This window comes from Pseudomonas sp. IT-P12, assembly GCF_949767465.1.
Taxonomy (GTDB): domain Bacteria; phylum Pseudomonadota; class Gammaproteobacteria; order Pseudomonadales; family Pseudomonadaceae; genus Aquipseudomonas.
The window spans coordinates 88,336-109,725 of record NZ_CATKPY010000028.1 but is presented as its reverse complement, the minus strand read 5'-3'; the positions used below and the strand labels follow the sequence as shown (position 1 = coordinate 109,725).

At 59.0% G+C, this 21,390-nt stretch carries 20 protein-coding genes and 3 tRNA genes; 3 read left to right on the top strand and 20 right to left on the bottom strand.

Features of this window, described 5'->3' with window-relative positions; genetic code table 11:
* Nucleotide 1 precedes the first annotated feature (1 nt).
* Nucleotides 2–2,194, bottom strand: a complete 2,193-nt coding sequence (locus tag ACM6IM_RS28850) for a DUF1631 domain-containing protein (protein WP_414866970.1) — start codon at nt 2,192–2,194, stop codon at nt 2–4.
* A gap of 251 nt (nt 2,195–2,445) precedes the next feature.
* On the opposite strand from ACM6IM_RS28850, the gene nadC reads away from it, so the two are divergent.
* Complete coding sequence (nadC, locus tag ACM6IM_RS28845; RefSeq protein ID WP_192309552.1) at nt 2,446–3,294, top strand: carboxylating nicotinate-nucleotide diphosphorylase; 849 nt, start codon at nt 2,446–2,448, stop codon at nt 3,292–3,294.
* 117 nt (nt 3,295–3,411) lie between these two features.
* Here the strand turns inward: nadC and ACM6IM_RS28840 are convergent, their stop codons facing one another.
* On the bottom strand, nt 3,412–3,717 hold the full coding sequence (locus ACM6IM_RS28840) for a DUF6388 family protein (RefSeq protein WP_201194581.1): 306 nt from the start codon (nt 3,715–3,717) through the stop codon (nt 3,412–3,414).
* A gap of 297 nt (nt 3,718–4,014) precedes the next feature.
* Here ACM6IM_RS28840 and ACM6IM_RS28835 point away from each other — a divergent pair, with 297 nt between their 5' ends.
* Nucleotides 4,015–4,524: a hypothetical protein gene (locus ACM6IM_RS28835; RefSeq protein ID WP_201194579.1), complete on the top strand. Its 510-nt coding sequence runs from the start codon at nt 4,015–4,017 to the stop codon at nt 4,522–4,524.
* Between the two features lie 6 nt (nt 4,525–4,530).
* On the opposite strand, the gene ACM6IM_RS28830 is transcribed toward ACM6IM_RS28835, so the two are convergent.
* From ACM6IM_RS28830 to rlmE, 16 genes are all read right to left on the bottom strand, one after another.
* Nucleotides 4,531–4,606 (bottom strand) — tRNA-Thr (locus tag ACM6IM_RS28830).
* Between the two features lie 138 nt (nt 4,607–4,744).
* The gene (gene pnp, locus ACM6IM_RS28825) at nt 4,745–6,850 is read right to left on the bottom strand and encodes a polyribonucleotide nucleotidyltransferase (RefSeq protein WP_414866969.1); all 2,106 of its coding nucleotides are present in this window, start codon (nt 6,848–6,850) and stop codon (nt 4,745–4,747) included.
* A gap of 196 nt (nt 6,851–7,046) precedes the next feature.
* Nucleotides 7,047–7,316 carry a 30S ribosomal protein S15 gene (gene rpsO / locus ACM6IM_RS28820; RefSeq protein WP_003197723.1) on the bottom strand — a complete coding sequence of 90 codons (270 nt, stop codon included), beginning with the start codon at nt 7,314–7,316 and terminating at the stop codon, nt 7,047–7,049.
* Between the two features lie 142 nt (nt 7,317–7,458).
* Complete coding sequence (gene truB / locus ACM6IM_RS28815) at nt 7,459–8,376, bottom strand: tRNA pseudouridine(55) synthase TruB (protein ID WP_192309542.1); 918 nt, start codon at nt 8,374–8,376, stop codon at nt 7,459–7,461.
* A 3-nt stretch (nt 8,377–8,379) separates the two neighbouring features.
* Entirely contained in the window at nt 8,380–8,781 is a 402-nt protein-coding gene (rbfA, locus tag ACM6IM_RS28810; RefSeq protein WP_192309540.1) for a 30S ribosome-binding factor RbfA, read from the bottom strand.
* 160 nt (nt 8,782–8,941) lie between these two features.
* Nucleotides 8,942–11,470: a translation initiation factor IF-2 gene (infB, locus tag ACM6IM_RS28805; protein ID WP_414866968.1), complete on the bottom strand. Its 2,529-nt coding sequence runs from the start codon at nt 11,468–11,470 to the stop codon at nt 8,942–8,944.
* Nucleotides 11,471–11,497: 27 nt separating this feature from the next.
* Nucleotides 11,498–12,979, bottom strand: coding sequence for a transcription termination factor NusA (gene nusA, locus ACM6IM_RS28800; RefSeq protein ID WP_192309536.1), 1,482 nt, complete (start codon nt 12,977–12,979; stop codon nt 11,498–11,500).
* Nucleotides 12,980–13,026: 47 nt separating this feature from the next.
* Complete coding sequence (gene rimP, locus ACM6IM_RS28795) at nt 13,027–13,485, bottom strand: ribosome maturation factor RimP (RefSeq protein WP_085578886.1); 459 nt, start codon at nt 13,483–13,485, stop codon at nt 13,027–13,029.
* Between the two features lie 126 nt (nt 13,486–13,611).
* Nucleotides 13,612–13,688, bottom strand: a tRNA-Met gene (locus tag ACM6IM_RS28790).
* Between the two features lie 97 nt (nt 13,689–13,785).
* Nucleotides 13,786–13,871, bottom strand: a tRNA-Leu gene (locus ACM6IM_RS28785).
* A gap of 22 nt (nt 13,872–13,893) precedes the next feature.
* Nucleotides 13,894–14,277: a preprotein translocase subunit SecG gene (secG, locus tag ACM6IM_RS28780; RefSeq protein WP_017336473.1), complete on the bottom strand. Its 384-nt coding sequence runs from the start codon at nt 14,275–14,277 to the stop codon at nt 13,894–13,896.
* A gap of 4 nt (nt 14,278–14,281) precedes the next feature.
* Nucleotides 14,282–15,037, bottom strand: coding sequence for a triose-phosphate isomerase (gene tpiA, locus ACM6IM_RS28775; RefSeq protein WP_192309534.1), 756 nt, complete (start codon nt 15,035–15,037; stop codon nt 14,282–14,284).
* A gap of 66 nt (nt 15,038–15,103) precedes the next feature.
* Nucleotides 15,104–16,441 (bottom strand): phosphoglucosamine mutase, encoded by a 1,338-nt coding sequence (glmM, locus tag ACM6IM_RS28770; RefSeq protein WP_192309532.1) that lies wholly within the window; start codon nt 16,439–16,441, stop codon nt 15,104–15,106.
* Nucleotides 16,442–16,457: 16 nt separating this feature from the next.
* Nucleotides 16,458–17,309, bottom strand: a complete 852-nt coding sequence (folP, locus tag ACM6IM_RS28765) for a dihydropteroate synthase (RefSeq protein ID WP_414866967.1) — start codon at nt 17,307–17,309, stop codon at nt 16,458–16,460.
* 8 nt (nt 17,310–17,317) lie between these two features.
* Nucleotides 17,318–19,228 carry an ATP-dependent zinc metalloprotease FtsH gene (gene ftsH / locus ACM6IM_RS28760; RefSeq protein WP_192309527.1) on the bottom strand — a complete coding sequence of 637 codons (1,911 nt, stop codon included), beginning with the start codon at nt 19,226–19,228 and terminating at the stop codon, nt 17,318–17,320.
* Nucleotides 19,229–19,429: 201 nt separating this feature from the next.
* Entirely contained in the window at nt 19,430–20,059 is a 630-nt protein-coding gene (gene rlmE / locus ACM6IM_RS28755) for a 23S rRNA (uridine(2552)-2'-O)-methyltransferase RlmE (RefSeq protein ID WP_192309525.1), read from the bottom strand.
* Between the two features lie 102 nt (nt 20,060–20,161).
* On the opposite strand from rlmE, the gene ACM6IM_RS28750 reads away from it, so the two are divergent.
* Nucleotides 20,162–20,470 (top strand): YhbY family RNA-binding protein, encoded by a 309-nt coding sequence (locus ACM6IM_RS28750; protein WP_017336468.1) that lies wholly within the window; start codon nt 20,162–20,164, stop codon nt 20,468–20,470.
* Between the two features lie 9 nt (nt 20,471–20,479).
* On the opposite strand, the gene ACM6IM_RS28745 is transcribed toward ACM6IM_RS28750, so the two are convergent.
* On the bottom strand, nt 20,480–20,884 hold the full coding sequence (locus tag ACM6IM_RS28745) for an MFS transporter (protein WP_192309883.1): 405 nt from the start codon (nt 20,882–20,884) through the stop codon (nt 20,480–20,482).
* A gap of 28 nt (nt 20,885–20,912) precedes the next feature.
* Nucleotides 20,913–21,389: a transcription elongation factor GreA gene (gene greA, locus ACM6IM_RS28740; RefSeq protein WP_192309880.1), complete on the bottom strand. Its 477-nt coding sequence runs from the start codon at nt 21,387–21,389 to the stop codon at nt 20,913–20,915.
* Nucleotide 21,390: the final 1 nt, after the last annotated feature.

Below are 21,390 nucleotides of genomic sequence, written 5' to 3'. Positions count from 1 at the left end.
ATCACTTGCCGCGATTGAGGCGTTGCAGGTGGTCGATCACCGACTCCAGGGCGCGGTCGAAGAGCAGGGTATCGTCCAGGACTCGCACCACTCCCTGGCGAAAATCCAATGCCAGGCCGGCGCGACTGCGCTCCTGCACCTTCATGCCGGTGCGGTCGACGAAGATGTATTTGCCCGTGGCGTCGATGATCGCGGCCAGTTTGCAGCGCAGGGTGTTGTCCTCGTCTTCCCGGAACTCGACCCAGCACCCCAGCGTCAATCGATCGACCTGAACCAAACTTTCATCATCCACCGACAAGCGTGTCGAGGCTGCCTCGACCGGTCCTTCGTCGGCGGTGCGCAACTGGATCTGCTCCTGCACCTGCACCATCAGCGGCGTGTCGGCCTCGCCGACGGAGGCCACGGCCTGATCCGTGCGCTCGAACAATTGCAGATGCAGGCTTTCCAGCACGCTGAAGAACTCGGCGGTGGCGAACGGATCGAACGCCGACCGGCTCAAGCCGCTACGCAACGACTTGAGCAACCCCGGCACCAGCGCCAACAGCCGCTGTTCGGTATCCGGTTCGTCATGGCGCTGCACGCTCCAGACCAATTGCTCCAGGGTCTGCACGTCGGCACGCCACTCATCAGACAGCTCGCCGTGCTTGAGACACGTCAGCAGCAGGACCTGGCTCCAGGTGTCCTGAACAAACGCCAGCACCTGCTGCGGCAGCACCTTGCCCAACACCACGGTATTCAAGGCCTGTTCGACCCGCCGGCGTGCCAGTTCGGTTCTGGCCCGGCCCTCCTCGGCATCGCGAGTGCGCTGTTCCAGCAGCTCGCTGCGACGGCGTTCATCGCTGGTGAAGGCCAGAAAATCCGCCAGCAACTCGGAGAAAATCGCCGGATCATCGACGAAGTCGTTCAACAGCCGTTGCACCACCTGCTCGATCCGCAGGTACAGGCTGTCGCGCTGATGATCGTCGCAATCGCCCCAACCCATGGCCGCCGCGGCAATTTCGTTGAGCAGGCGCCGGGCCGGATGGGTGCTGCGACTGAAGAAACTCTTGTCCAGCACGGCCACCTTGAGCATCGGAATTTGCAGGCGGGCAATCAGCGCCTTGAGCGAGTCCGGCAAATTGCGGTCATCGAGGATGCACTCGAACAGCAGGGCGATCAGGTTGATCACGTCCTCATCGGCGACGCCAACCACCCGTGACTTGCCGCTTTTGACGCTGATTCGGGTCAACAACTGCTCGAGTTGGGCGCGCAGGTCGAAATCGTCCTGCACCGCCAGGGGCGGCACGTATTGCTGCAAGTGCGAGAGCATTCGCAGCAGGTCACGGGTGGAGATCGGTTGTGCCGGCGCACGGGGTTCCAGTGTCGGCGCCACACTGCCACGCACTTGAAGCAGCAGCGCCTGAAGCGCGGCGAACACTTCCTGCACACCCTCGTCGAGCGGCGCGCTGGCTTCGACGGGTTGCGCATTGACGCTGGCCTGGGCACGGTCGAGGGCGCGCCGCCCCGGGGCAGACTTGAGGTCGGGCAATATGCCGGTGGCGATCAGCAACTCATTGGCCTCGGTGTAGAGCTGGTCGGCGTCGCTGAGCACATAGCGCTCGAAAAGCTTGAGGACGATCAGCTTGACCTTGATCTCCACGCCGAGATTGCGCCCGGCCCGCATGAAGTACTCGCAGAGCATCGCCGGACCCAGCGGATTATGCTGGGTCACCAGTTTCTTGCCGATCAGGGTGCTGAGCCTGGCTGTCAGTTGGTCGAGCGCGAAACCGTCGCGGTTCAGCACTTTGTTGACCATGGCTTGCACCGCCACGCTGCGCTCCAGCTCATCGCCGGACATCGCATCGAGGACCGGCGCCACAGGCGCGGCAATCGCAGCGGCGCTGTACCGGGTGAGACTGACGAATGCCTCCAGGACATGCTCGAAAAACACCCGTTCGATGCTTTTGCGCTTGAGGCGCAAATCGCGCATGGCCTGGAAGAAGATGTTCTGTTCGACGTCATTGCTGGCGCGGTCGGCCATTTCAAACAAAGTGTCGTCGGCATTATCGAACAGTTCCTGCAAGCCATGGCGCAGCTGAAGCACGGCCTTGTCGCGAACCTGAAGCAAAATGACGGGCACACGGGCGAGCGGCGAGGAACTCGCCGTATCGGTAGCGGCCTTGTGCAAAGGCACCACATTCCCGTCATTGTGCATCCTGCCCTCCCGTACCCGTCAAAGCCATGGCGTCAAATGCAAGGCGCATTATCTTGCAAAAGATGTCCCGTGTGCCAGCAGACTCTGTGCCCTCTTGAAAACAGAGGCAGGAGATTGACCATCGCTGAACGCCAATTGCTCCGACGGATCGAGCAAATAAACGCAGCCGGAGCGACCGAAAGGCCTCTCACGCCTTGGGTTGCCTTGCGCCAAGGCCCTATAATCGGGCCACTTTGTTTGTGGAGTCCGTTATGCCGAATCTACGTCTCGCCGACCTGACCGCCGAAATCGAAGCCAACGTGCGCCGCGCGCTGCTCGAAGACGTCGGCAGCGGCGACATCACCGCGCAACTGATCCCGGCCGAGCGCCTGGCCAAAGCCACCATCATCACCCGCGACGACGCTGTCATCGCCGGTACAGCCTGGGTGGACGCAGTGTTCCGGCAACTGGACCCGCGTGTAGCGGTGCACTGGCAGGTGCGCGACGGCGAGCGAGTGAAACCCAATCAACCCCTGTTCCATCTCGAAGGCCCTGCACGCTCGCTGTTGACGGGTGAACGCAGCGCCCTGAACTTCCTGCAATTGCTGTCCGGCGTGGCCACACGTGCGCAATACCTGGCGGATTTCGTTGCCCAGACCCAGGTGAAGTTGCTCGATACTCGCAAAACCCTGCCAGGTTTGCGTATGGCACAAAAGTACGCCGTGACCTGCGGCGGCTGCCACAACCACCGCATCGGCCTCTACGACGCTTTCCTGATCAAGGAAAACCACATCGCCGCCTGTGGTGGCATTGCGCAAGCGATCAACGCCGCGCACAAGATCGCCCCGGGCAAGCCGGTGGAAATCGAAGTGGAAAGCCTGACAGAACTCAAGGAGGCCCTTGAGGCCGGCGCCGACATCATCATGCTGGACGAGTTGAGCCTGGACGATATGCGCGAAGCCGTTCGCCTGAACGGCGGCAAGGCGAAACTGGAGGCCAGTGGCGGTATCAACGAAACGACGTTGCTGCCGATTGCACAAACCGGTGTGGACTACATCTCGATCGGTGCGATGACCAAGGATGTGAAGGCGGTCGATCTGTCGATGCGACTCAGCCTCTGAACCAAGGGGTAGGAGCGGGCTTGCTCGCGCAAGCGGTGTGTCAGGCAACTATTTCGTCGTTTGACACAGCGCTTCGCGAACAAGCGCGCTCCCACAGGTTTGGCGCCGCAAGGGGGCTCAAACCACCAGGTTGTTCATCTCGCAGTACTCTTCCCACTCGACGCCCAATACCTCGGCCGCCTCCCGGTGCAGAGCCAGCCGTGCCGCCTCGAACTCCTCCGGGCTCGAGGTGTACTTGAGCGTCAACTCCCACGGCTGCAAGCCCTGGGCCTCAGCCTCATCCTCGAATGCCCACTGGAGCTGGTCTTTCTGATCGTCGGCGGGCAGGTCCTTGATCTCGTCGGCCAATTGAGGGGACTCAAGCAGGTACTTTTTAAGCGCTTCTTCGTGCCGGGCTTCCTGGCTCAATGCTGTTACGGTCATGTCGTTCTCGCTGATCGAGGGAATGGAAGATGGATCTGGATCATCAAGGATCTCTCTGACGCAAAAAACCGCGAACCGTCGGGTTATCTGGCCTTCAGAACCATTCGGGGATCATTTGAAAACACCTGGGACAATCCCGGGCAAGTTCCGAATATAGGATGTTTGTCGGTCGATTTACACGCCTCTTTACATCCGCCGCGCAAAAAACCACAGGGCCGTGCGGTCGACCGGGAACATAAGTCGAAAGCCCGAGTCATAGCGATGTGCCATCTCCGCACGTCCCAAGGAACCTTTGTGATGCCTGGCTACCCGAAGCTTTCCCCTGCTCTGTCCACCACCACGCTCGCGACCCTGTTGAGCCTCCTGGCCCTGCCAGGAATGGCAATGGCCGGCATTGAACTGAGCAACACGGGCTCTGCGACATACGGCGACAAAATGATCGCCACTCAAAGTCAGTACGGCAAGGAAGTGCTGATCAGAACCGATATCGACGTCACTGACCTCAGGAAAATGCGCGAAACGCTCGACGATCATGGGCGCCAGCTCGAAGAACTCAAGCGCAGCAGTGGGTCCAGCTCCAGTTCCAGCAACAAGGAGATCGATGAACTCAAGCGTACCGTCAAGGAGCAGGAGCGCGACCTGGACAACCAGCGCAAACAGATCGAGGAGCTCAAGCGCAGCAGCGGCTCCAGTTCGAGTTCGAGCAACAGCGAGATTTCCAGCCTGAAACAGAAAGTCAGCGATCAGGACCGGGCCATCGATCAGCTCAAACGAACCGTCGAAGACTTGAGCAGGAAGGTGAAATAGGAGAGGTGGTGCCCGAAACAGGAATCGAACCTGCGACCTTCGCGTTACGAGTGCGCTGCTCTACCGACTGAGCTACACGGGCAGTGGGCTAAACCTAGCACTGACGGTAAAGCCAGGCAACTTCACGATGCGTTTGCCTTTCATGCAGGCAAAAAAATACCCCGCAGCGTTCACTGCGGGGCATTTTCATGACGATGAAGCCGTCAGGCGTGGCGGGTGATTAAACGCACGAAGCCTTGGCGGCGGCAACGTCCTTGATGGACAGCTTGATACGGCCGCGGTTGTCCACGTCCAGTACCAGTACTTCCACTTCCTGGCCTTCTTTCAGGATGTCGGTCACTTTCTCGACGCGAGCATCGCTCAGCATCGAGATGTGAACCAGACCGTCCTTGCCAGGCAGGATGTTGACGAATGCGCCGAAGTCGACGATGCGCTCAACCTTGCCGACATAGATCTTGCCGATTTCGGCCTCGGCAGTGATCCCCAGAACGCGCTGACGTGCTGCCTCAGCCGCTTCCTTGGTTTCACCGAAGATCTTGATCGAGCCGTCATCTTCGATGTCGATCGAAGCCTTGGTCTCTTCACAGATCGCACGAATGGTCGCGCCGCCTTTACCGATGACATCACGGATTTTGTCGGTGTCGATTTTCATCGCGATCATGGTCGGAGCGTTGGCCGACAGCTCGGTACGCGACTGGCCAATGATCTGGTTCATCTGGCCGAGGATGTTCAGGCGCGCTTCCAGGGCCTGGCCCAGGGCGATTTCCATGATCTCTTCGGTGATGCCCTTGATCTTGATGTCCATCTGTAGCGCGGTCACGCCCTTGGCGGTACCGGCTACCTTGAAGTCCATGTCGCCCAGGTGGTCTTCGTCACCCAGGATGTCAGTCAGGACGGCGAACTTCTCGCCTTCCTTGACCAGACCCATGGCGATACCGGCCACCGGTGCCTTCATTGGAACGCCAGCGTCCATCAGGGCCAGGGAAGCGCCGCAGACCGAGGCCATGGAGCTCGAACCGTTGGACTCGGTGATTTCCGACACCACGCGAATGGTGTACGGGAACACGTCGGCGGCCGGCAGCATGGCCTGAACCGAACGGCGGGCCAGACGGCCGTGACCGATTTCACGACGACCGGCGCCACCCATGCGACCACACTCGCCCACCGAGAACGGAGGGAAGTTGTAGTGCAGCATGAACGGGTCTTTCTTCTCGCCTTCCAGGGTGTCCAGCAGTTGCGCGTCACGGGCGGTGCCCAGGGTTGCAACGACCAGCGCCTGGGTTTCACCACGGGTGAACAGCGCCGAACCGTGGGTCTTCGGCAGCACGCCGACTTCGATGTTCAGCGGACGGACGGTGCGGGTGTCGCGACCGTCGATACGTGGCTTGCCGTTGACGATGTTTTCGCGAACGGTGCGGTATTCGATTTCACCGAAAGCCGCTTTGACGTCGGCAGCGGAAGGCTGGCCGTCTTCGCGGGCCAGCTTGGCAACGACCTGGTCCTTCAGCTCGCCCAGGCGAGCGTAGCGGTCGGCCTTGACGGTGATGGTGTAGGCCTGGGAGATCGCTTCGCCGAACTCGGCACGGATCGCGCCCAGCAGTTCGGTGGCTTCTGCCTGTGGAGCCCAGGTCCAGGTTGGCTTGGCTGCTTCGGCAGCCAGTTCCTTGACAGCCTTGATGACCGACTGGAACTCATCGTGGGCAAACAGCACGGCGCCCAGCATCTGGTCTTCGGTCAGCTCTTTGGCTTCGGATTCAACCATCAGCACGGCTTCTTCGGTACCGGCAACGACCATGTCCAGGCTGGAAGCCGCCAATTGCTCGTAGGTCGGGTTCAGCAGGTAGCCGGTGCTTTCATGGAAAGCGACGCGGGCGGCGCCGATCGGGCCATCGAAAGGAATACCGGAGATGGCCAGCGCAGCCGAAGTACCGATCATCGCAGCGATGTCCGGATCGGTTTTCTTGCTGGTGGAAACGACGGTGCAGACAACCTGCACTTCGTTCATGAAGCCTTCCGGGAACAGCGGACGGATCGGACGGTCGATCAGTCGGGAAGTCAGGGTCTCTTTCTCGGAAGGACGGCCTTCGCGCTTGAAGAAACCGCCAGGGATCTTACCGGCAGCGTAAGTCTTTTCCTGGTAGTGAACGGACAGAGGGAAGAAGCCCTTGCCTGGATCGGCTTGCTTGGCACCGACTACGGTCACCAATACGCTGACGTCGTCGTCAACGGTGACCAGTACTGCGCCGGAGGCCTGACGGGCGATACGGCCAGTCTCGAGGGTAACGGTCGACTGACCGAACTGGAATTTTTTGATTACCGGGTTCACGGTGTCCTACCTTCTTTTGTGGCTCTTGGGGGAACTTGTCTTCTTGCGAAATTCTTGGGCAATGTCGGGAATCGGCCCAACGCCTGTCCAGGGTAAAACGTGCATCCAGATAAAACTTGAGGCTGGGAGCCTGTCGCAAGCCAGCGGGAAACCCACTGACGTGCGACAGACAACCAACCTCTAGCGCAATCGCTGATTAGCGACGCAGACCCAGGCGAGCGATCAGAGCGCTGTAACGGCTCACGTCCTTGCCTTTCAGGTAGTCCAGCAGCTTGCGACGCTGGTTTACCATGCGGATCAGACCACGACGGGAGTGGTGATCTTTACCGTTGGCCTTGAAGTGACCTTGCAGTTTGTTGATGTTGTGGGTCAGCAGTGCAACTTGCACTTCTGGCGAACCAGTGTCACCAACAGCTTGCTGGTAGTCAGCTACGATTTGAGCTTTTTCTTGAACGTCGAGAGCCATGAGGCAATCCTTTTATCAGGAAACTGTTTCAGGGAAACAGCTTCAACAGGCCAGGGACAAATCCCTGTATCTAAAAATGAGTTGTGACCGTGCCTGCTAACAGCCACCCTCGCCGGCCTGCTTTTACACAGACCGGTTTCGGTCATTCCGACCGAATCAGTCGACGCGGCGCAATGCGCCCGTCTTCGCTCACTTCACCGATACCGATGAAGCGACCATTGTGATCCTGTACCCGCACCATGCCGAATTTCGGGGCGTCCGGGGCACGTACCGGTTGGCCGTTGAGCCAGTAGAACGCACTCGCTTCCGAGAACTGCAACAGCGGCCAATCCAGCAAGCCGCTGTCCGATGGCATCAGGAAGCGATCGACCGCTTCGTTGCCGCCTTCGGCATGCACCGCTTCCAGCTCTTCGAGCGTGACCGTCTGCGCCAGCGTGAAAGGCCCGGCCTGGGTACGTCGCAGTTCTGCCACGTAAGCGCCACAACCGAGTTGCTCACCAATATCCTCCACCAGGGTACGGATATAGGTGCCTTTGCTGCAATCCACCGCAAGCCGAGCAGTATCACCTTCGAAGGCCAGCAATTCCAAGCGCGCAATAGTAACAGAACGCGGTTCGCGCTCCACTACTTCACCTGCACGAGCGAGCTTGTACAACGGCTGCCCATCACGCTTGAGCGCTGAATACATCGGCGGTATCTGACTGATTTGGCCACGAAATTTCGGCAGCACCGCTTCGACATCGGATCGACCAACGGTCACCGGGCGTTCCTGCAAAACTTCACCTTCGGCATCCGCCGTGCTGGTGGTCTTGCCCAGTTGCGCCAGGGTTTCGTACCCCTTGTCGGAATCGAGCAGGTATTGCGAGAACTTGGTGGCCTCGCCGAAACACAACGGCAACACGCCGGTCGCCAGCGGGTCGAGACTGCCAGTGTGCCCCGCCTTCTCGGCGTTGAGCAGCCAGCGAACCTTCTGCAAGGCCGCGTTCGAGGTAAACCCCAGCGGCTTGTCGAGCAGGATGATGCCGCTGACGTTACGACGGATACGTTTGACCTGAGCCACCGGTTACTCCTTGGTGTCTTCGGCTTCTGCCGCAACCGGGTGCTGACTGTCCTCAGCCACCGCACGCTCGATCAGAGCCGACAGGTGCGCGCCCCGCACGACGCTTTCGTCGTAGTGGAAGTGCAGCTGTGGAACGCTGCGCAACTTCATTTCGCGGGCCAGTTGCATGCGCAGGAAACCGGCAGCGGAGTTGAGCACCTTGATGCTTTGCGCGATGTCTTCGGCGTTGTCCTGGCCCATCACGGTGATGAAGATCTTGGCGTGACCGACGTCACGGCTGACTTCAACAGCGGTAATGGTCACCAGACCGACGCGTGGATCTTTGACTTCACGACGGATCAGTTGTGCCAGCTCACGCTGCATCTGATCGCCGATACGCTGGGTACGGCTGTATTCTTTTGCCATGTCTTGTTACCTGTTACTGCCCCACGGTGAAATCCGAAGGGTCTGAAAGCGGCAAACGCCCGGCCTGGCAAAAAGCCAGACCGGGCGTTGCGTTCAGAGCACTGACACCGTGCCGCGCATTGACATGCAGCGGCGTGGCGTGGCCCCTGAAGTGCGCGAGTTAGAGGCTGCGAGCAACCTGAACCTTCTCGAAGACTTCGATCTTGTCACCGACTTTGACGTCGTTGTAGCTCTTCACGCCGATACCGCATTCCATGCCGGCACGCACTTCGGACGCGTCATCCTTGAAGCGGCGCAGGGATTCCAGCTCGCCTTCGAAGATAACGATGTCTTCACGCAATACACGGATCGGACGGTTACGGTGAACAACACCTTCGATCACCATGCAACCGGCGATCGCGCCAAACTTCGGCGAGCGGAACACGTCACGCACTTCGGCCACACCCAGGATGTTCTCGCGAACATCGCTGCCGAGCATGCCGGTCAGGGCTTTCTTGACGTCTTCGATGATGTCGTAGATCACGTTGTAGTAACGCATATCCAGACCTTCCTGCTCGACGATCTTGCGAGCACCGGCATCGGCACGCACGTTGAAGCCGAACAGTACAGCGTTGGAGGCCAGTGCCAGGTTGGCGTCGGACTCGGTGATACCACCGACGCCGCCACCGACTACGCGCACTTGCACTTCGTCGTTGCCCAGGCCATTCAGAGCGCCTTGCAGAGCTTCCAGCGAACCACGGACGTCGGATTTGAGGACGATGTTGAGCGTCTTCTTCTCTTCCTGACCCATGTTTTCGAAGATGTTTTCCAGCTTGCCGGCGTGAGCCCGAGCCAGTTTGACTTCGCGGAACTTGCCTTGACGGAACAGAGCCACTTCACGGGCTTTCTTCTCGTCTGCAACCACGCTCATCTCGTCGCCAGCGTCCGGGGTACCGTCCAGGCCGAGGATCTCGACAGGGATGGCCGGACCGGCTTCCTTGATAGGCTTGCCGTTCTCGTCGAGCATGGCGCGAACACGGCCATAGTTCGAACCGACCAGGACCATGTCGCCCTGGCGCAGGGTACCGTCTTGAACCAGAACGGTAGCCACCGGGCCACGGCCCTTGTCCAGGCGCGATTCAACCACGACACCACGGCCAGGAGCCGACGGAGTTGCAGTCAGTTCCAGCACTTCGGCCTGCAGCAACACGGCTTCGAGCAGTTCGTCGACGCCAGTACCCATCTTCGCCGAAACCGGAACGAAAGGCGTGTCGCCACCCCATTCTTCCGACGTCACGCCGTGTACCGACAATTCGCTGCGGATGCGATCGAGATCGGCGCCCGGCTTGTCGATCTTGTTCACTGCCACGACCAGCGGAACACCGGCGGCCTGGGCATGCTGAACAGCTTCAACGGTCTGCGGCATCACGCCGTCGTCCGCTGCAACCACCAGGATCACGATGTCGGTCGCCTTGGCACCACGGGCACGCATCGCGGTAAACGCGGCGTGACCCGGGGTATCGAGGAACGTCACCATGCCACGGTCGGTTTCAACGTGGTACGCACCGATGTGCTGAGTAATGCCACCGGCCTCGCCAGCAGCCACCTTGGCACGACGGATGTAGTCGAGCAGGGAGGTTTTACCGTGGTCAACGTGGCCCATTACGGTCACGACCGGCGCACGGGAAACTGCCTCGCCTTCAAACTTCAGGGACTCGGCCAGGGAATCTTCCAGGGCAGTGTCGCTGATCAGGGTCACTTTGTGGCCCAGCTCTTCGGCAACCAGTTGGGCAGTTTCCTGATCCAGTACCTGGTTGATGGTCGCTGGAGTACCCAGTTTGAACATGAACTTGATGATCTCGGCAGCCTTGACCGACATCTGTTGGGCCAGATCGCCCACAGTGATGGTCTCGCCGATCTTCACTTCGCGCACGACAGGGCCGGTAGGGCTCTGGAAACCGTGGGCGTTGCGCTTTTTCAGCTTGGCCTTGCCGCGACCACCACGACGGAAGCCATCGCTTTCTTCGTCGGTGGTACGTGGCGCCGCACGTGGAGCAGGCGCTTTCTCTTTAACCGAAGCACGATGCGGAGCGTTCTTGCGCTCGCCATCGCCACCGCCGCGACGACTGTTATCGTCGGCACGTGGTTTGTCCGGACGGCGCTGTTCGTCGCGCTTGCGGGTATCGGCCGCAGGTGCCGGAGCAGCCGCGACGGCCGGCACGCTTTCACGCACAGGCTCGACAGCAGCAGGCGCTGCAACCGCCTCGGCCGCAGCAACAGGCGCTTCAACCTGAGCAGGCTGGCGACGCGCTTCTTCTTCGGCGCGAAGCTTGGCTTCTTCTTCAGCCTTCTGACGAGCAGCATTTTCTACTGCACGACGCTCTTCCTGCTCGCGTTTGCGCTCGGCTTCGATTTCTTCCGCGCTGCGCTGTACGAACACTTTCTTTTTACGAACTTCAACACTGATGCTTTTGCTGCCAGCAACACGCAAGGTGCTGGTGGTTTTACGCTGCAGTGTGATCTTGCGTGGTTCTTCCACTTTCGCCTTGTGGCTGCTTTTCAAGTGAGTCAGCAGGGATTGCTTCTCACTGTCAGTCACATGTTCTTCGGCGGCGGTGTGCGGCAGACCTGCCTCACGCATCTGCTGCAACAGGCGCTCTACCGGTGTTTTGACCTCATCGGCCAGTTGTTTCACCGTGACTTGCGTCATGCACTTCTCTCCTCAGGCCGCGCCTAATTACTCGAACCAGTGGGCTCGGGCGGCCATGATCAACTTGCCGGCACGATCATCGTCGATGCCGTCGATGTCGAGCAGGTCGTCAATAGACTGCTCGGCCAGGTCTTCGCGGGTAATTACGCCGCGCACCGCCAGTTCCATCGCCAAATCCTTGTCCATACCCTCAAGCGAGAGCAGGTCTTCGGCCGGATGGGCGTCTGCCAGCTTTTCCTCAGTAGCGATGGCTTTGGTCAACAAACGATCCTTGGCACGAGCGCGAAGCTCGTTGACGATCTCTTCGTCAAAGCCGTCGATGTTGAGCATTTCTTCCAACGGTACGTAGGCAATCTCTTCCAGGCTGGTGAAGCCTTCATCTACCAGCACCTGTGCCAGCTCTTCGTCGACTTCCAGCTCGTCGATGAAGTTGCGCAGGATATCGCCGGTTTCTGCTTGCTGCTTGGCCTGGATGTCCGATTCGGTCATGACGTTCAGGGTCCAGCCAGTCAACTGGCTGGCCAGACGCACGTTCTGCCCCCCACGACCGATGGCCTGAGCCAGATTGTCTGCGCCAACGGCGATGTCCATGGCGTGGGCATCTTCGTCAACGATAATTGCCGCAACCTCAGCCGGGGACATGGCGTTGATCACGAATTGAGCCGGGTTATCGTCCCACAGGACGATGTCCACACGCTCACCGCCCAACTCACCCGACACTGCCTGGACGCGCGAACCGCGCATACCGATGCAGGCGCCTTGCGGGTCGATGCGCTTGTCCTTGGAGCGAACGGCGATCTTGGCGCGCGAACCCGGGTCGCGGGAGGCAGCCATGACTTCGATCAGCCCTTCAGCAATTTCCGGCACTTCGATGCGGAACAGCTCGATCAGCATTTCCGGCGCGGTACGCGACAGGATCAGTTGCGGGCCGCGGTTCTCGGTGCGGATTTCCTTGAGCAGTGCGCGCAAACGCACGCCAACCCGGAAGGTTTCGCGAGAGATGATGTCTTCACGGGCCAGCAACGCCTCGGCATTGTTACCCAGGTCGACGATCACGTTGTCACGGGTCACTTTCTTCACGGTGCCGGAGATGATTTCCCCCAGGCGCTCGCGATAGGCGTCAACGACTTGAGCACGCTCGGCTTCGCGGACCTTCTGCACAATGACTTGCTTGGCAGTCTGCGCAGCGATGCGACCGAACTCGATGGACTCGATCTTTTCTTCGACGACATCGCCAACCTTGGCGCCAGGGTGCGTCTGGGCAACCTTGCTCGGCCAGGTTTCGATCGCCGGGTCGTCCAGGTCATCTTCCTCGACGACTGTCCAGCGACGGAATGTCTCGTATGCACCGGTGTGGCGATTGATTTCCACACGCAGATCGACTTCGTCCTCGAAACGCTTTTTGGTAGCAGTGGCCAGAGCCAGCTCCAGCGCTTCAAAAATCACATTGGGCGGTACGCCTTTTTCATTGGATACCGACTCAACAACCAGCAGTACTTCTTTGCTCATCGTACGCCTCGCCTTTCGCAAGCCATTGGATCCGCGGGATCCGCGTCTCAGTCAAAACTGGGAATAATATTGGCCTTGTCGATCATATCGATCGGCAACAGGAACTCGTGGTCATCTACCTGCACCACGACGTCCTGCTCTTCTACCCCACGCAGAAGGCCCTGAAAGTTGCGTCGACCTTCGAAAGGCGAGCGCAGCTTGATCTTCACTTGTTCACCGGCATGCGAGGCAAACTGTTCCAAGGTGAACAGTGGGCGATCCATGCCAGGAGAGGACACCTCAAGGGTGTATTCGGAACTGATCGGGTCTTCGACATCGAGGACTGCACTGGCCTGATGGCTCACTGCGGTGCAGTCATCAATCAGAATGCCGCCCTCTTTATCGATATAGATTCGCAGGACCGAATGTTTGCCTTGAGAGATGAATTCGATCCCCCAGCATTGATAGCCAAGAGCCTCGACTACCGGGGCCAACAAGGCCTGCAGCTGTTCTAGCTTGCTCGACACCTGAACCCCCTTGTGCATGCTTTGCAAATAAAAAATGGGCAAAAAGCCCACATGAGATCGCCATTGAACATCGGCGTCAAAAAGTATTCAGCTAACAAAAAGCCCCTGAATAGGGGCTCCTGAAACTGGTTGCGGGGGCCGGATTTGAACCGACGACCTTCGGGTTATGAGCCCGACGAGCTACCAGACTGCTCCACCCCGCGACAAAGCTGGGGCGGAAGTATACGACCGATCCCCTACAGGGTCAATGTAACCTTCCACCTGCAAGAAAGCCCGCAACAGCGGGCTCTCCTGACTAATTGGTACCGAGAAGGGGACTCGAACCCCTACACCCTATGGGCACAACCACCTCAAGGTTGCGTGTCTACCAATTCCACCACCTCGGCAATACTACGTTTGAAACCCTTCTTACTTCTGCTCTTGAGCTGGAGGCACGTCAGTCGCTGGGGTAGCCGACTTTTGCTCTTGAAGCACCGGTACATCATCAGAAGCCGGTTGTTGCTTTGGAACTTCCAACACTGCCGGGTTTGGCAAACCTACTTGAGTCAGCTGGTGAGCTTTCTCTTTAGCAAAGTAACCTAACCCCAAGCTGGTTATGAAGAAACCGGCCGCAAGTATAGCAGTAAACTTACTAAGAAAGGTAGAGGAACCTTGGCTTCCGAACACAGTATTTGAAGCACCTGCTCCGAAAGACGCGCCAGCATCCGCACCTTTACCCTGCTGCAGCAATACCAGAGCAACTACGCCCAATGCGCCCAGCAGATGAAAAACGACTACGACTGTTTCCAGCATTTTTTCAGTTTCCCGCGGCGCGACAAATCGCACCGAACTCATCTGCATTCAGGGAAGCTCCACCAATGAGCCCCCCATCGATATCCGGCATGCCGAACAGTTCGACCGCATTGGCCGCCTTCACGCTGCCGCCGTATAGAAGCCGCACACCTTGTGCGACCTCAGAATTCTCTGCCGCCAACTGGGCGCGAATGGCTGCATGCACATCCTGCGCCTGTTGCGGCGAAGCCGTCAGCCCGGTGCCAATGGCCCAGACAGGCTCGTAAGCAATAATTGCCTTTGCAAAGGCACCGACACCCAGCTCCTCGATGATGCAGCCCAGCTGACGCCCGACCACCTCAAGAGTTTTACCGGCTTCACGCTGTTCGAGGGTTTCCCCTACACACAACACCGGAATCAAGCCACACGCCTGTGCCGCCGCGAACTTGCGGTTCAGCATCTCATCCCGCTCACCCATGATCTGGCGGCGCTCGGAATGCCCGACAAGTACCAGGGAACAACCTGCATCCACCAACTGGCTCGGGGCAACTTCACCCGTCAATGCACCCTGCATGGATTCCACCGCAGAGTTCTGCGCGCCGACCGAAATCGACTGGCCTTTCAAGCCATCAATCACTTGATTGATATGCAGGCAAGGCGGGAATACCGCGACATCTACACCGCTCGGCAAGGCCAGATGACTCAGGCCGTTGATCAGCTCAGCGACGCTGGCGCGGGTACCGTGCATCTTCCAGTTACCAGCTACCATAGGGCGACGCATGCTGTACCTCGTCGGTCAAAGTGGGCGCAGATGTTACCCAACACAATCATGGCTGGCAAGCCGAATTCAGGCAGAAACTTCAGTAACCAGTTTTGCCAGTGCCTCGGCATGACCACGAACCACGGATTCGTCCTCACCCTCGACCATGACACGCACCAACGGCTCCGTGCCGGACTTGCGCAGCAGCACACGCCCACGACCCGCCATGGCCTGGGTGACACGCTCACTGGCTTCCTTGACCGCCGCATGATCGAGCGGACTTGCCCCGCCACCGAATCGCACATTGATCAACACCTGAGGGCACTTGCGCAGCGCCTGGCGAGCCTGACCCAGGGTTTCGGAACGCGTCTTGAGCGCCATCAGAACCTGCAGGGCCGCGATGATCGCATCACCGGTCGTGGTGTGGTTGAAGCAGACGATATGACCCGAGTTCTCTCCACCGACCAGCCAATTGCGCTCCAGCAGGTCGGCGATGACATAGCGGTCACCGACATTGGCACGCACGAAGGGAATCGACAGGTCCGCAAGGGCCAGTTCCAGCCCCAGGTTACTCATCAACGTCCCGACCACACCGCCCTTGAGCATGTTGCGCTCATGCAGGTCGCGGGCAATGATGAACAGCAGCTCATCGCCATCGACCACCGCGCCCGTGTGATCGACCATCAGAACCCGGTCACCATCGCCATCGAACGCAATGCCCAGATCGGCATGCTCGGCCAGCACGGCCGCCTGCAGCGGACCCATGTGGGTCGAACCGCAGTTGTCATTGATGTTCAGGCCGTTCGGTTGCGCGGAAAGCACGACGACATCGGCACCCAACTCACGGAACACACTTGGAGCCACCTTGTAGGTCGCACCGTGCGCGCAGTCGATGACGATCTTCAGGCCCGAGAAACTGGTCCCGGTCGGTACGCTGCTCTTGCAGAATTCGATGTAACGACCCGAAGCGTCGTTGATTCGCGAGACCTTGCCGATCTTGCTCGATTCAACCACTGTCATCGGGGTATCGAGCAGTTCTTCGATCATATGCTCGACTTCATCCGGCAGCTTGGTGCCCTGGCCGGAGAAAAACTTGATGCCGTTGTCGTCGTGAGGATTGTGCGAAGCACTGATCACGATGCCGGCTTCGGCATGAAAAGTACGCGTCAGGTAGGCGATGGCCGGCGTCGGCATCGGCCCCAGGAGCATGACGTCAGCCCCTGCCGACGTCAGTCCGGCCTCGAGCGCCGATTCGAACATGTACCCGGAAATACGGGTGTCCTTACCCACCAATACCTTGCAGGCGCCCATTTTGCGGAATGCCATGCCTGCCGCCCAACCGAGCTTGAGCATGAATTCAGGGGTAATCGGATATTCGCCGACCCGACCACGAATGCCGTCGGTGCCAAAGTATTTCTTAGTCATAAGTGCTCCATCATTCTTATTCGGCTGATTCCACTGCAGCGATCATGCGCACCACATCGACAGTCTCGGCCACGTCATGGACGCGCAATATACGCGCCCCCTTGAGAGATGCCAGCGCCGCGAGCGCCAGGCCACCCGACAGTCGTTCATCGACTGGGCGATTCAAGGTCTGACCGATCATGCTCTTGCGTGAAACCCCAACCAACAAGGGCCGCCCGAAAACATGCAGGGCTTCCATGTGCTTGAACAGGCTTAGATTGTGCTGCAGGTTCTTGGCGAAGCCAAATCCCGGATCAAGGATGATCCGTTGCGCCGGAATTCCGGCCGCCGCGCACTGTGCCATGCGCTCGGCCAGGAAGCCGGCAACCTCTTGGGTGACGTCCTGATACTGCGGATTGTCCTGCATGTCACCCGGCTCACCGAGCATGTGCATCAGACAGACCGGCAAACCAGTGTCTGCCGCCGCATCCAGGGCTCCCTCACGGCGCAGCGAGCGAACATCATTGATCAACCCCGCTCCCAGCCGCGCAGTTTCGCGCATGACTGCCGGGGTAGAGGTGTCGACCGAGATAATCACATCCAGCTCGCGATTGATGCGCTCGACAATCGGAGCGACGCGCTCCAGCTCTTCGATCGGGGAAACCGCCCTGGCACCTGGCCGGGTCGACTCACCACCGACATCGATCAGCGTTGCGCCTGCCAGCACCATGGCCTCAGCGTGACGCAGGGCTGCATCGAGCTGGCTGTACTGGCCGCCATCGGAGAAGGAATCGGGAGTGACATTGAGAATGCCCATGACATGCGTATGGGCCAAATCAAGAACCCGGTTGCCGCAAGGCAACCGGGTCGAGGACTGAACAGAAGTCATTTCAAACCTTAAACGTCAGCAGCGGGACCGCCGATCGGTGTTTCCGGACGCGGATCCTGCACCACCGGAGGCGTTCCGGAACTACCGGTACCACCCGACCAGTCGCGAGGCTCGCGAGGGGTACGACCCGCCATGATGTCGTCGATCTGATCGGCGTCGATCGTTTCGTACTTCATCAGGGCATCGGCCATTGCGTCGAGCTTGTCGCGGTTATCCGTGAGGATCTGCTTGGCGGTGCCGTAGCACTGGTCAATGATGCTGCGAACTTCGGAGTCGATGAGCTTGGCGGTCTCGCCGGAGAAGCTGGCGTTCTGACCACCGCCGCCGCGACCCAGGAACACTTCGCCCTCTTCTTCGGCGTACATCAACGGACCGAGTTTTTCCGACAAGCCCCACTTGGTCACCATGTTCCGCGCAATCTGGCTGGCACGCATGATGTCGTTGGACGCACCGGTGGTGACGCCATCGAAGCCCAGGGTCATCTCTTCGGCAATTCGGCCGCCGTACAGCGAGCAGATCTGGCTGATCAATGCGCGCTTGGACAGGCTGTAGCGATCTTCTTCCGGCAGGAACATGGTGACACCCAGCGCGCGACCGCGCGGAATGATCGAGACCTTGTAGACCGGGTCATGCTCGGGAACCACGCGACCGACGATGGCATGACCTGCCTCGTGATAAGCGGTGTTCTGTTTTTCTTTTTCGGACATGACCATGGATTTGCGCTCGGCACCCATCATGATCTTGTCTTTGGCCAGCTCGAACTCTTTCATTTCGACGATGCGCTTGCCGGTACGGGCAGCGAACAACGACGCCTCGTTCACCAGGTTGGCCAAGTCGGCACCGGAGAAGCCCGGAGTACCCCGCGCGATCACCGCCGGAGCGACGTCGTCACCCATGGGCACCTTGCGCATGTGAACCTTGAGAATCTGTTCACGACCACGAATGTCCGGCAGACCGACCACCACCTGACGGTCGAAACGGCCCGGACGCAGCAAGGCCGGGTCCAGTACGTCAGGACGGTTGGTGGCCGCGATGACGATGATGCCGTCATTCATTTCAAAGCCGTCCATCTCAACCAGCAGTTGGTTGAGGGTCTGCTCGCGCTCGTCGTGACCACCGCCCATGCCCGCACCACGATGACGACCGACCGCATCGATTTCGTCGATGAAGATGATGCACGGGGCGTGCTTCTTGGCTTGTTCGAACATGTCGCGAACACGGCTGGCGCCGACACCGACGAACATTTCGACGAAATCGGAACCGGAGATGGTGAAGAACGGCACCTTGGCCTCGCCGGCAATCGCCTTGGCCAGCAAGGTTTTACCGGTACCCGGAGGACCGACCATCAGTACGCCGCGAGGAATACGACCGCCCAGGCGCTGGAATTTGCCCGGATCACGCAGGAACTCGACCAGCTCGCCCACTTCCTCCTTGGCCTCATCGCAACCGGCGACGTCAGCCAGGGTGGTTTTCACCTGGTCTTCGGACAGCAGGCGTGCCTTGCTCTTGCCGAAACTCATTGGCCCGCCCTTGCCTCCCGCGCCACCCTGCATCTGGCGCATGAAGAACATGAACACGGCGATGATCACCAGGATCGGGAAGCTCGCGACCAGCAGTTGAGTCCAGATGCTTTGCTGCTCCGGCTGCTTGCCTTCGACCACGACGTGGTTGTCCACCAGATCGCCGATCAGGCCATTGTCCTGAATAGCAGGACGGATGGTCTTGAAGCTGTCGCCATCGTTGCGCTTGCCGGTGATCACGTAGCCATCAACCGCTACGCGCTCGACCTTGCCATCCTTGACCTGCTGGATGAAGTCGGAATAGTTGAGGGTCTGCGGCTCGTTAGGACTGGAGAAGTTGTTCATCACCGTCACCAGGACAGCCGCGATGATCAACCACAGGATCAGATTCTTTGCCATATCGTTCAATTAACTACCCTCTGAAGCAAGCTCCGCTAATGGCGCGCGCTTCGCATGATATTCACCAGCCTAACTTACTACATTACGTACGGCTTGGCAGGCGCCGTCTGTAACCCTTTGTGAAACACTTTCCACACAATATTCGCTATTGCTCGCGGGGCGAAATATGAAAAACCTATCGACCCGACCAAAAACCTCGCTTCACTCGCTCTTGCCACGATAGCCCCAGGCCAGCATGTATTGCTCGCGGGAACTGCCACGAGAAGAGTCCGGCTTGATCATCTGGATCTTGTCGAACTTCTTGCGAGCGTCCTTCAGGTAAACATCGAACCCTTCGCCCTGAAAAATCTTGATGACGAAATTGCCACCGGGTTTGAGGATCCGATCCGCCAAATCAAGCGCCAGCTCGCAAAGAAACATCGCTTTGGGCATGTCTACTTCAGGCGTACCACTCATATTGGGGGCCATATCGGAAATCACAAGGTCTACCTGCGAATTACCCACGGCCTCGAGGATCCGCGCGAGCACTTCGTCCTCGGTGAAGTCACCCTGGATGAAGGTTACGTCCGGAATGCTGTCCATTTCCAGGATGTCCGAGGCGATCAGACGCCCCTGACCACCGATCAGCCGGCTGGTGACCTGCGACCAGCCACCCGGTGCCGCACCGAGGTCGACCACACTCATGCCCGGACGGATCAGTTTGTATTTCTCCTGGATTTCCAGAAGCTTGTAACTCGCACGCGAGCGGTATCCATCCTTCTGCGCCTGCTTCACATAGGGATCATTGACATGTCGTTTCAGCCAACCAAGGCTTGTCTTGGAACGCGCCATTGGGCACCTCGATGATTAGGGTCGTGATTAATTGGGCGGATCAACGAGCCCTCGGGTAAAATGGCCGCCATTTTACAGAATCCAGACGAAAGGGTCAGATTTATGCCGCTCACTCAAGAGCAGAAGAAACAGTACAAATCCATTGGCCACCATCTGAAACCGGTTTTGATTGTGGCTGACAACGGTTTAACTGAAGGTGTGCTAGCCGAACTTGAACGCGCTCTGGCGGATCATGAACTGATCAAGATCAAGCTCAACATCCTCGACCGCGAATCGCGCCTGGCCTCCATTGCAGAGCTGTGCAAGGCTGGCAAGGCTGATCTGGTTCAGGTCATCGGCAAGATGGCACTGATTTACCGCAAGAACTTCAGCGTCAACAAGCAGCTGTCGAACGTCCATCGCTTCAAGTGACGGCAAGGGTCAAGGGTGTGCTTCGCGCACCCTGCCACCCCATCCCGGTACCGGCTGCAGAACCAGCACCAGTCCGGAAAAGCCCAGCACAAGATAACTGAACACCTGCCAACGCACGGCGTCCGGCCAACCGAGCAGCACCGCAAAGAACATCGCGCTCGCGTAAAGCGCCATCAGCAGCAACTGCCCACGAATATCGCGCCACAGACTGGCCAGCCCTTCGGCCCGGACCAGCACCATCGCCTGAAAAATCACACACGCTGCGGCGAATGCCACCATCAGCGCATTCAGCATGCCTGCAATTTCGTCGATCAGCAGCGGCGCCAGGCCAATTCGACCCAGCACCGCTGGTAGACCAACATGCGACAACCACAGGCCGCCCACCCAGAGCATCTGGGTCAGCTGCCAGAGCATGGCGCCCGCACGAAACGGGCGCCCGCCTTCAGATGTGGCGAACTTCGACAATCTCGTACTCGATAACGCCGCTTGGCGTTTTGACCGCAACCACATCACCCTCTTCCTTGGCAATCAAGGCGCGGGCGATGGGCGAACCGACAGAGATTTTGCCGAGTTTGATGTCAGCCTCATCCTCACCCACGATCTGGTAAGTCACGCTTTCATCCGTCTCGACGTTGGCGATTTCGACGGTAGTGCCGAAAATCACCTTGCCGGTGTGAGGAATGGCGGTGACATCGATGATTACCGCATTCTGCATGCGGCCTTCGATGTCACGGATCCGCGCCTCGACCATACCCTGCTGCTCGCGAGCAGCGTGGTATTCGGCGTTTTCCTTCAAGTCACCCAACTCGCGGGCCGTACCGATGTCCTGGCTGAGCTTCGGACGAACGACCTTGGTCAGATGAGCATGTTCTTCTTCCAGGGCGCGAGCGCCCTGAACGGTCATCGGGTATTTCGTTATG

Bases quoted from the DNA above. Each gene is read 5' to 3' on its own strand.
- ACM6IM_RS28850 (WP_414866970.1), bottom strand. From the start codon at position 2,194: ATGCACAATGACGGGAATGTGGTGCCTTTGCACAAGGCCGCTACCGAT.
- nadC (WP_192309552.1), top strand. From the start codon at position 2,446: ATGCCGAATCTACGTCTCGCCGACCTGACCGCCGAAATCGAAGCCAAC.
- ACM6IM_RS28840 (WP_201194581.1), bottom strand. From the start codon at position 3,717: ATGACCGTAACAGCATTGAGCCAGGAAGCCCGGCACGAAGAAGCGCTT.
- ACM6IM_RS28835 (WP_201194579.1), top strand. From the start codon at position 4,015: ATGCCTGGCTACCCGAAGCTTTCCCCTGCTCTGTCCACCACCACGCTC.
- rpsO (WP_003197723.1), bottom strand. From the start codon at position 7,316: ATGGCTCTCGACGTTCAAGAAAAAGCTCAAATCGTAGCTGACTACCAG.
- rbfA (WP_192309540.1), bottom strand. From the start codon at position 8,781: ATGGCAAAAGAATACAGCCGTACCCAGCGTATCGGCGATCAGATGCAG.
- infB (WP_414866968.1), bottom strand. From the start codon at position 11,470: ATGACGCAAGTCACGGTGAAACAACTGGCCGATGAGGTCAAAACACCG.
- nusA (WP_192309536.1), bottom strand. From the start codon at position 12,979: ATGAGCAAAGAAGTACTGCTGGTTGTTGAGTCGGTATCCAATGAAAAA.
- secG (WP_017336473.1), bottom strand. From the start codon at position 14,277: ATGCTGGAAACAGTCGTAGTCGTTTTTCATCTGCTGGGCGCATTGGGC.
- tpiA (WP_192309534.1), bottom strand. From the start codon at position 15,037: ATGCGTCGCCCTATGGTAGCTGGTAACTGGAAGATGCACGGTACCCGC.
- glmM (WP_192309532.1), bottom strand. From the start codon at position 16,441: ATGACTAAGAAATACTTTGGCACCGACGGCATTCGTGGTCGGGTCGGC.
- folP (WP_414866967.1), bottom strand. From the start codon at position 17,309: ATGACTTCTGTTCAGTCCTCGACCCGGTTGCCTTGCGGCAACCGGGTT.
- ftsH (WP_192309527.1), bottom strand. From the start codon at position 19,228: ATGGCAAAGAATCTGATCCTGTGGTTGATCATCGCGGCTGTCCTGGTG.
- rlmE (WP_192309525.1), bottom strand. From the start codon at position 20,059: ATGGCGCGTTCCAAGACAAGCCTTGGTTGGCTGAAACGACATGTCAAT.
- ACM6IM_RS28750 (WP_017336468.1), top strand. From the start codon at position 20,162: ATGCCGCTCACTCAAGAGCAGAAGAAACAGTACAAATCCATTGGCCAC.
- ACM6IM_RS28745 (WP_192309883.1), bottom strand. From the start codon at position 20,884: ATGCTCTGGCAGCTGACCCAGATGCTCTGGGTGGGCGGCCTGTGGTTG.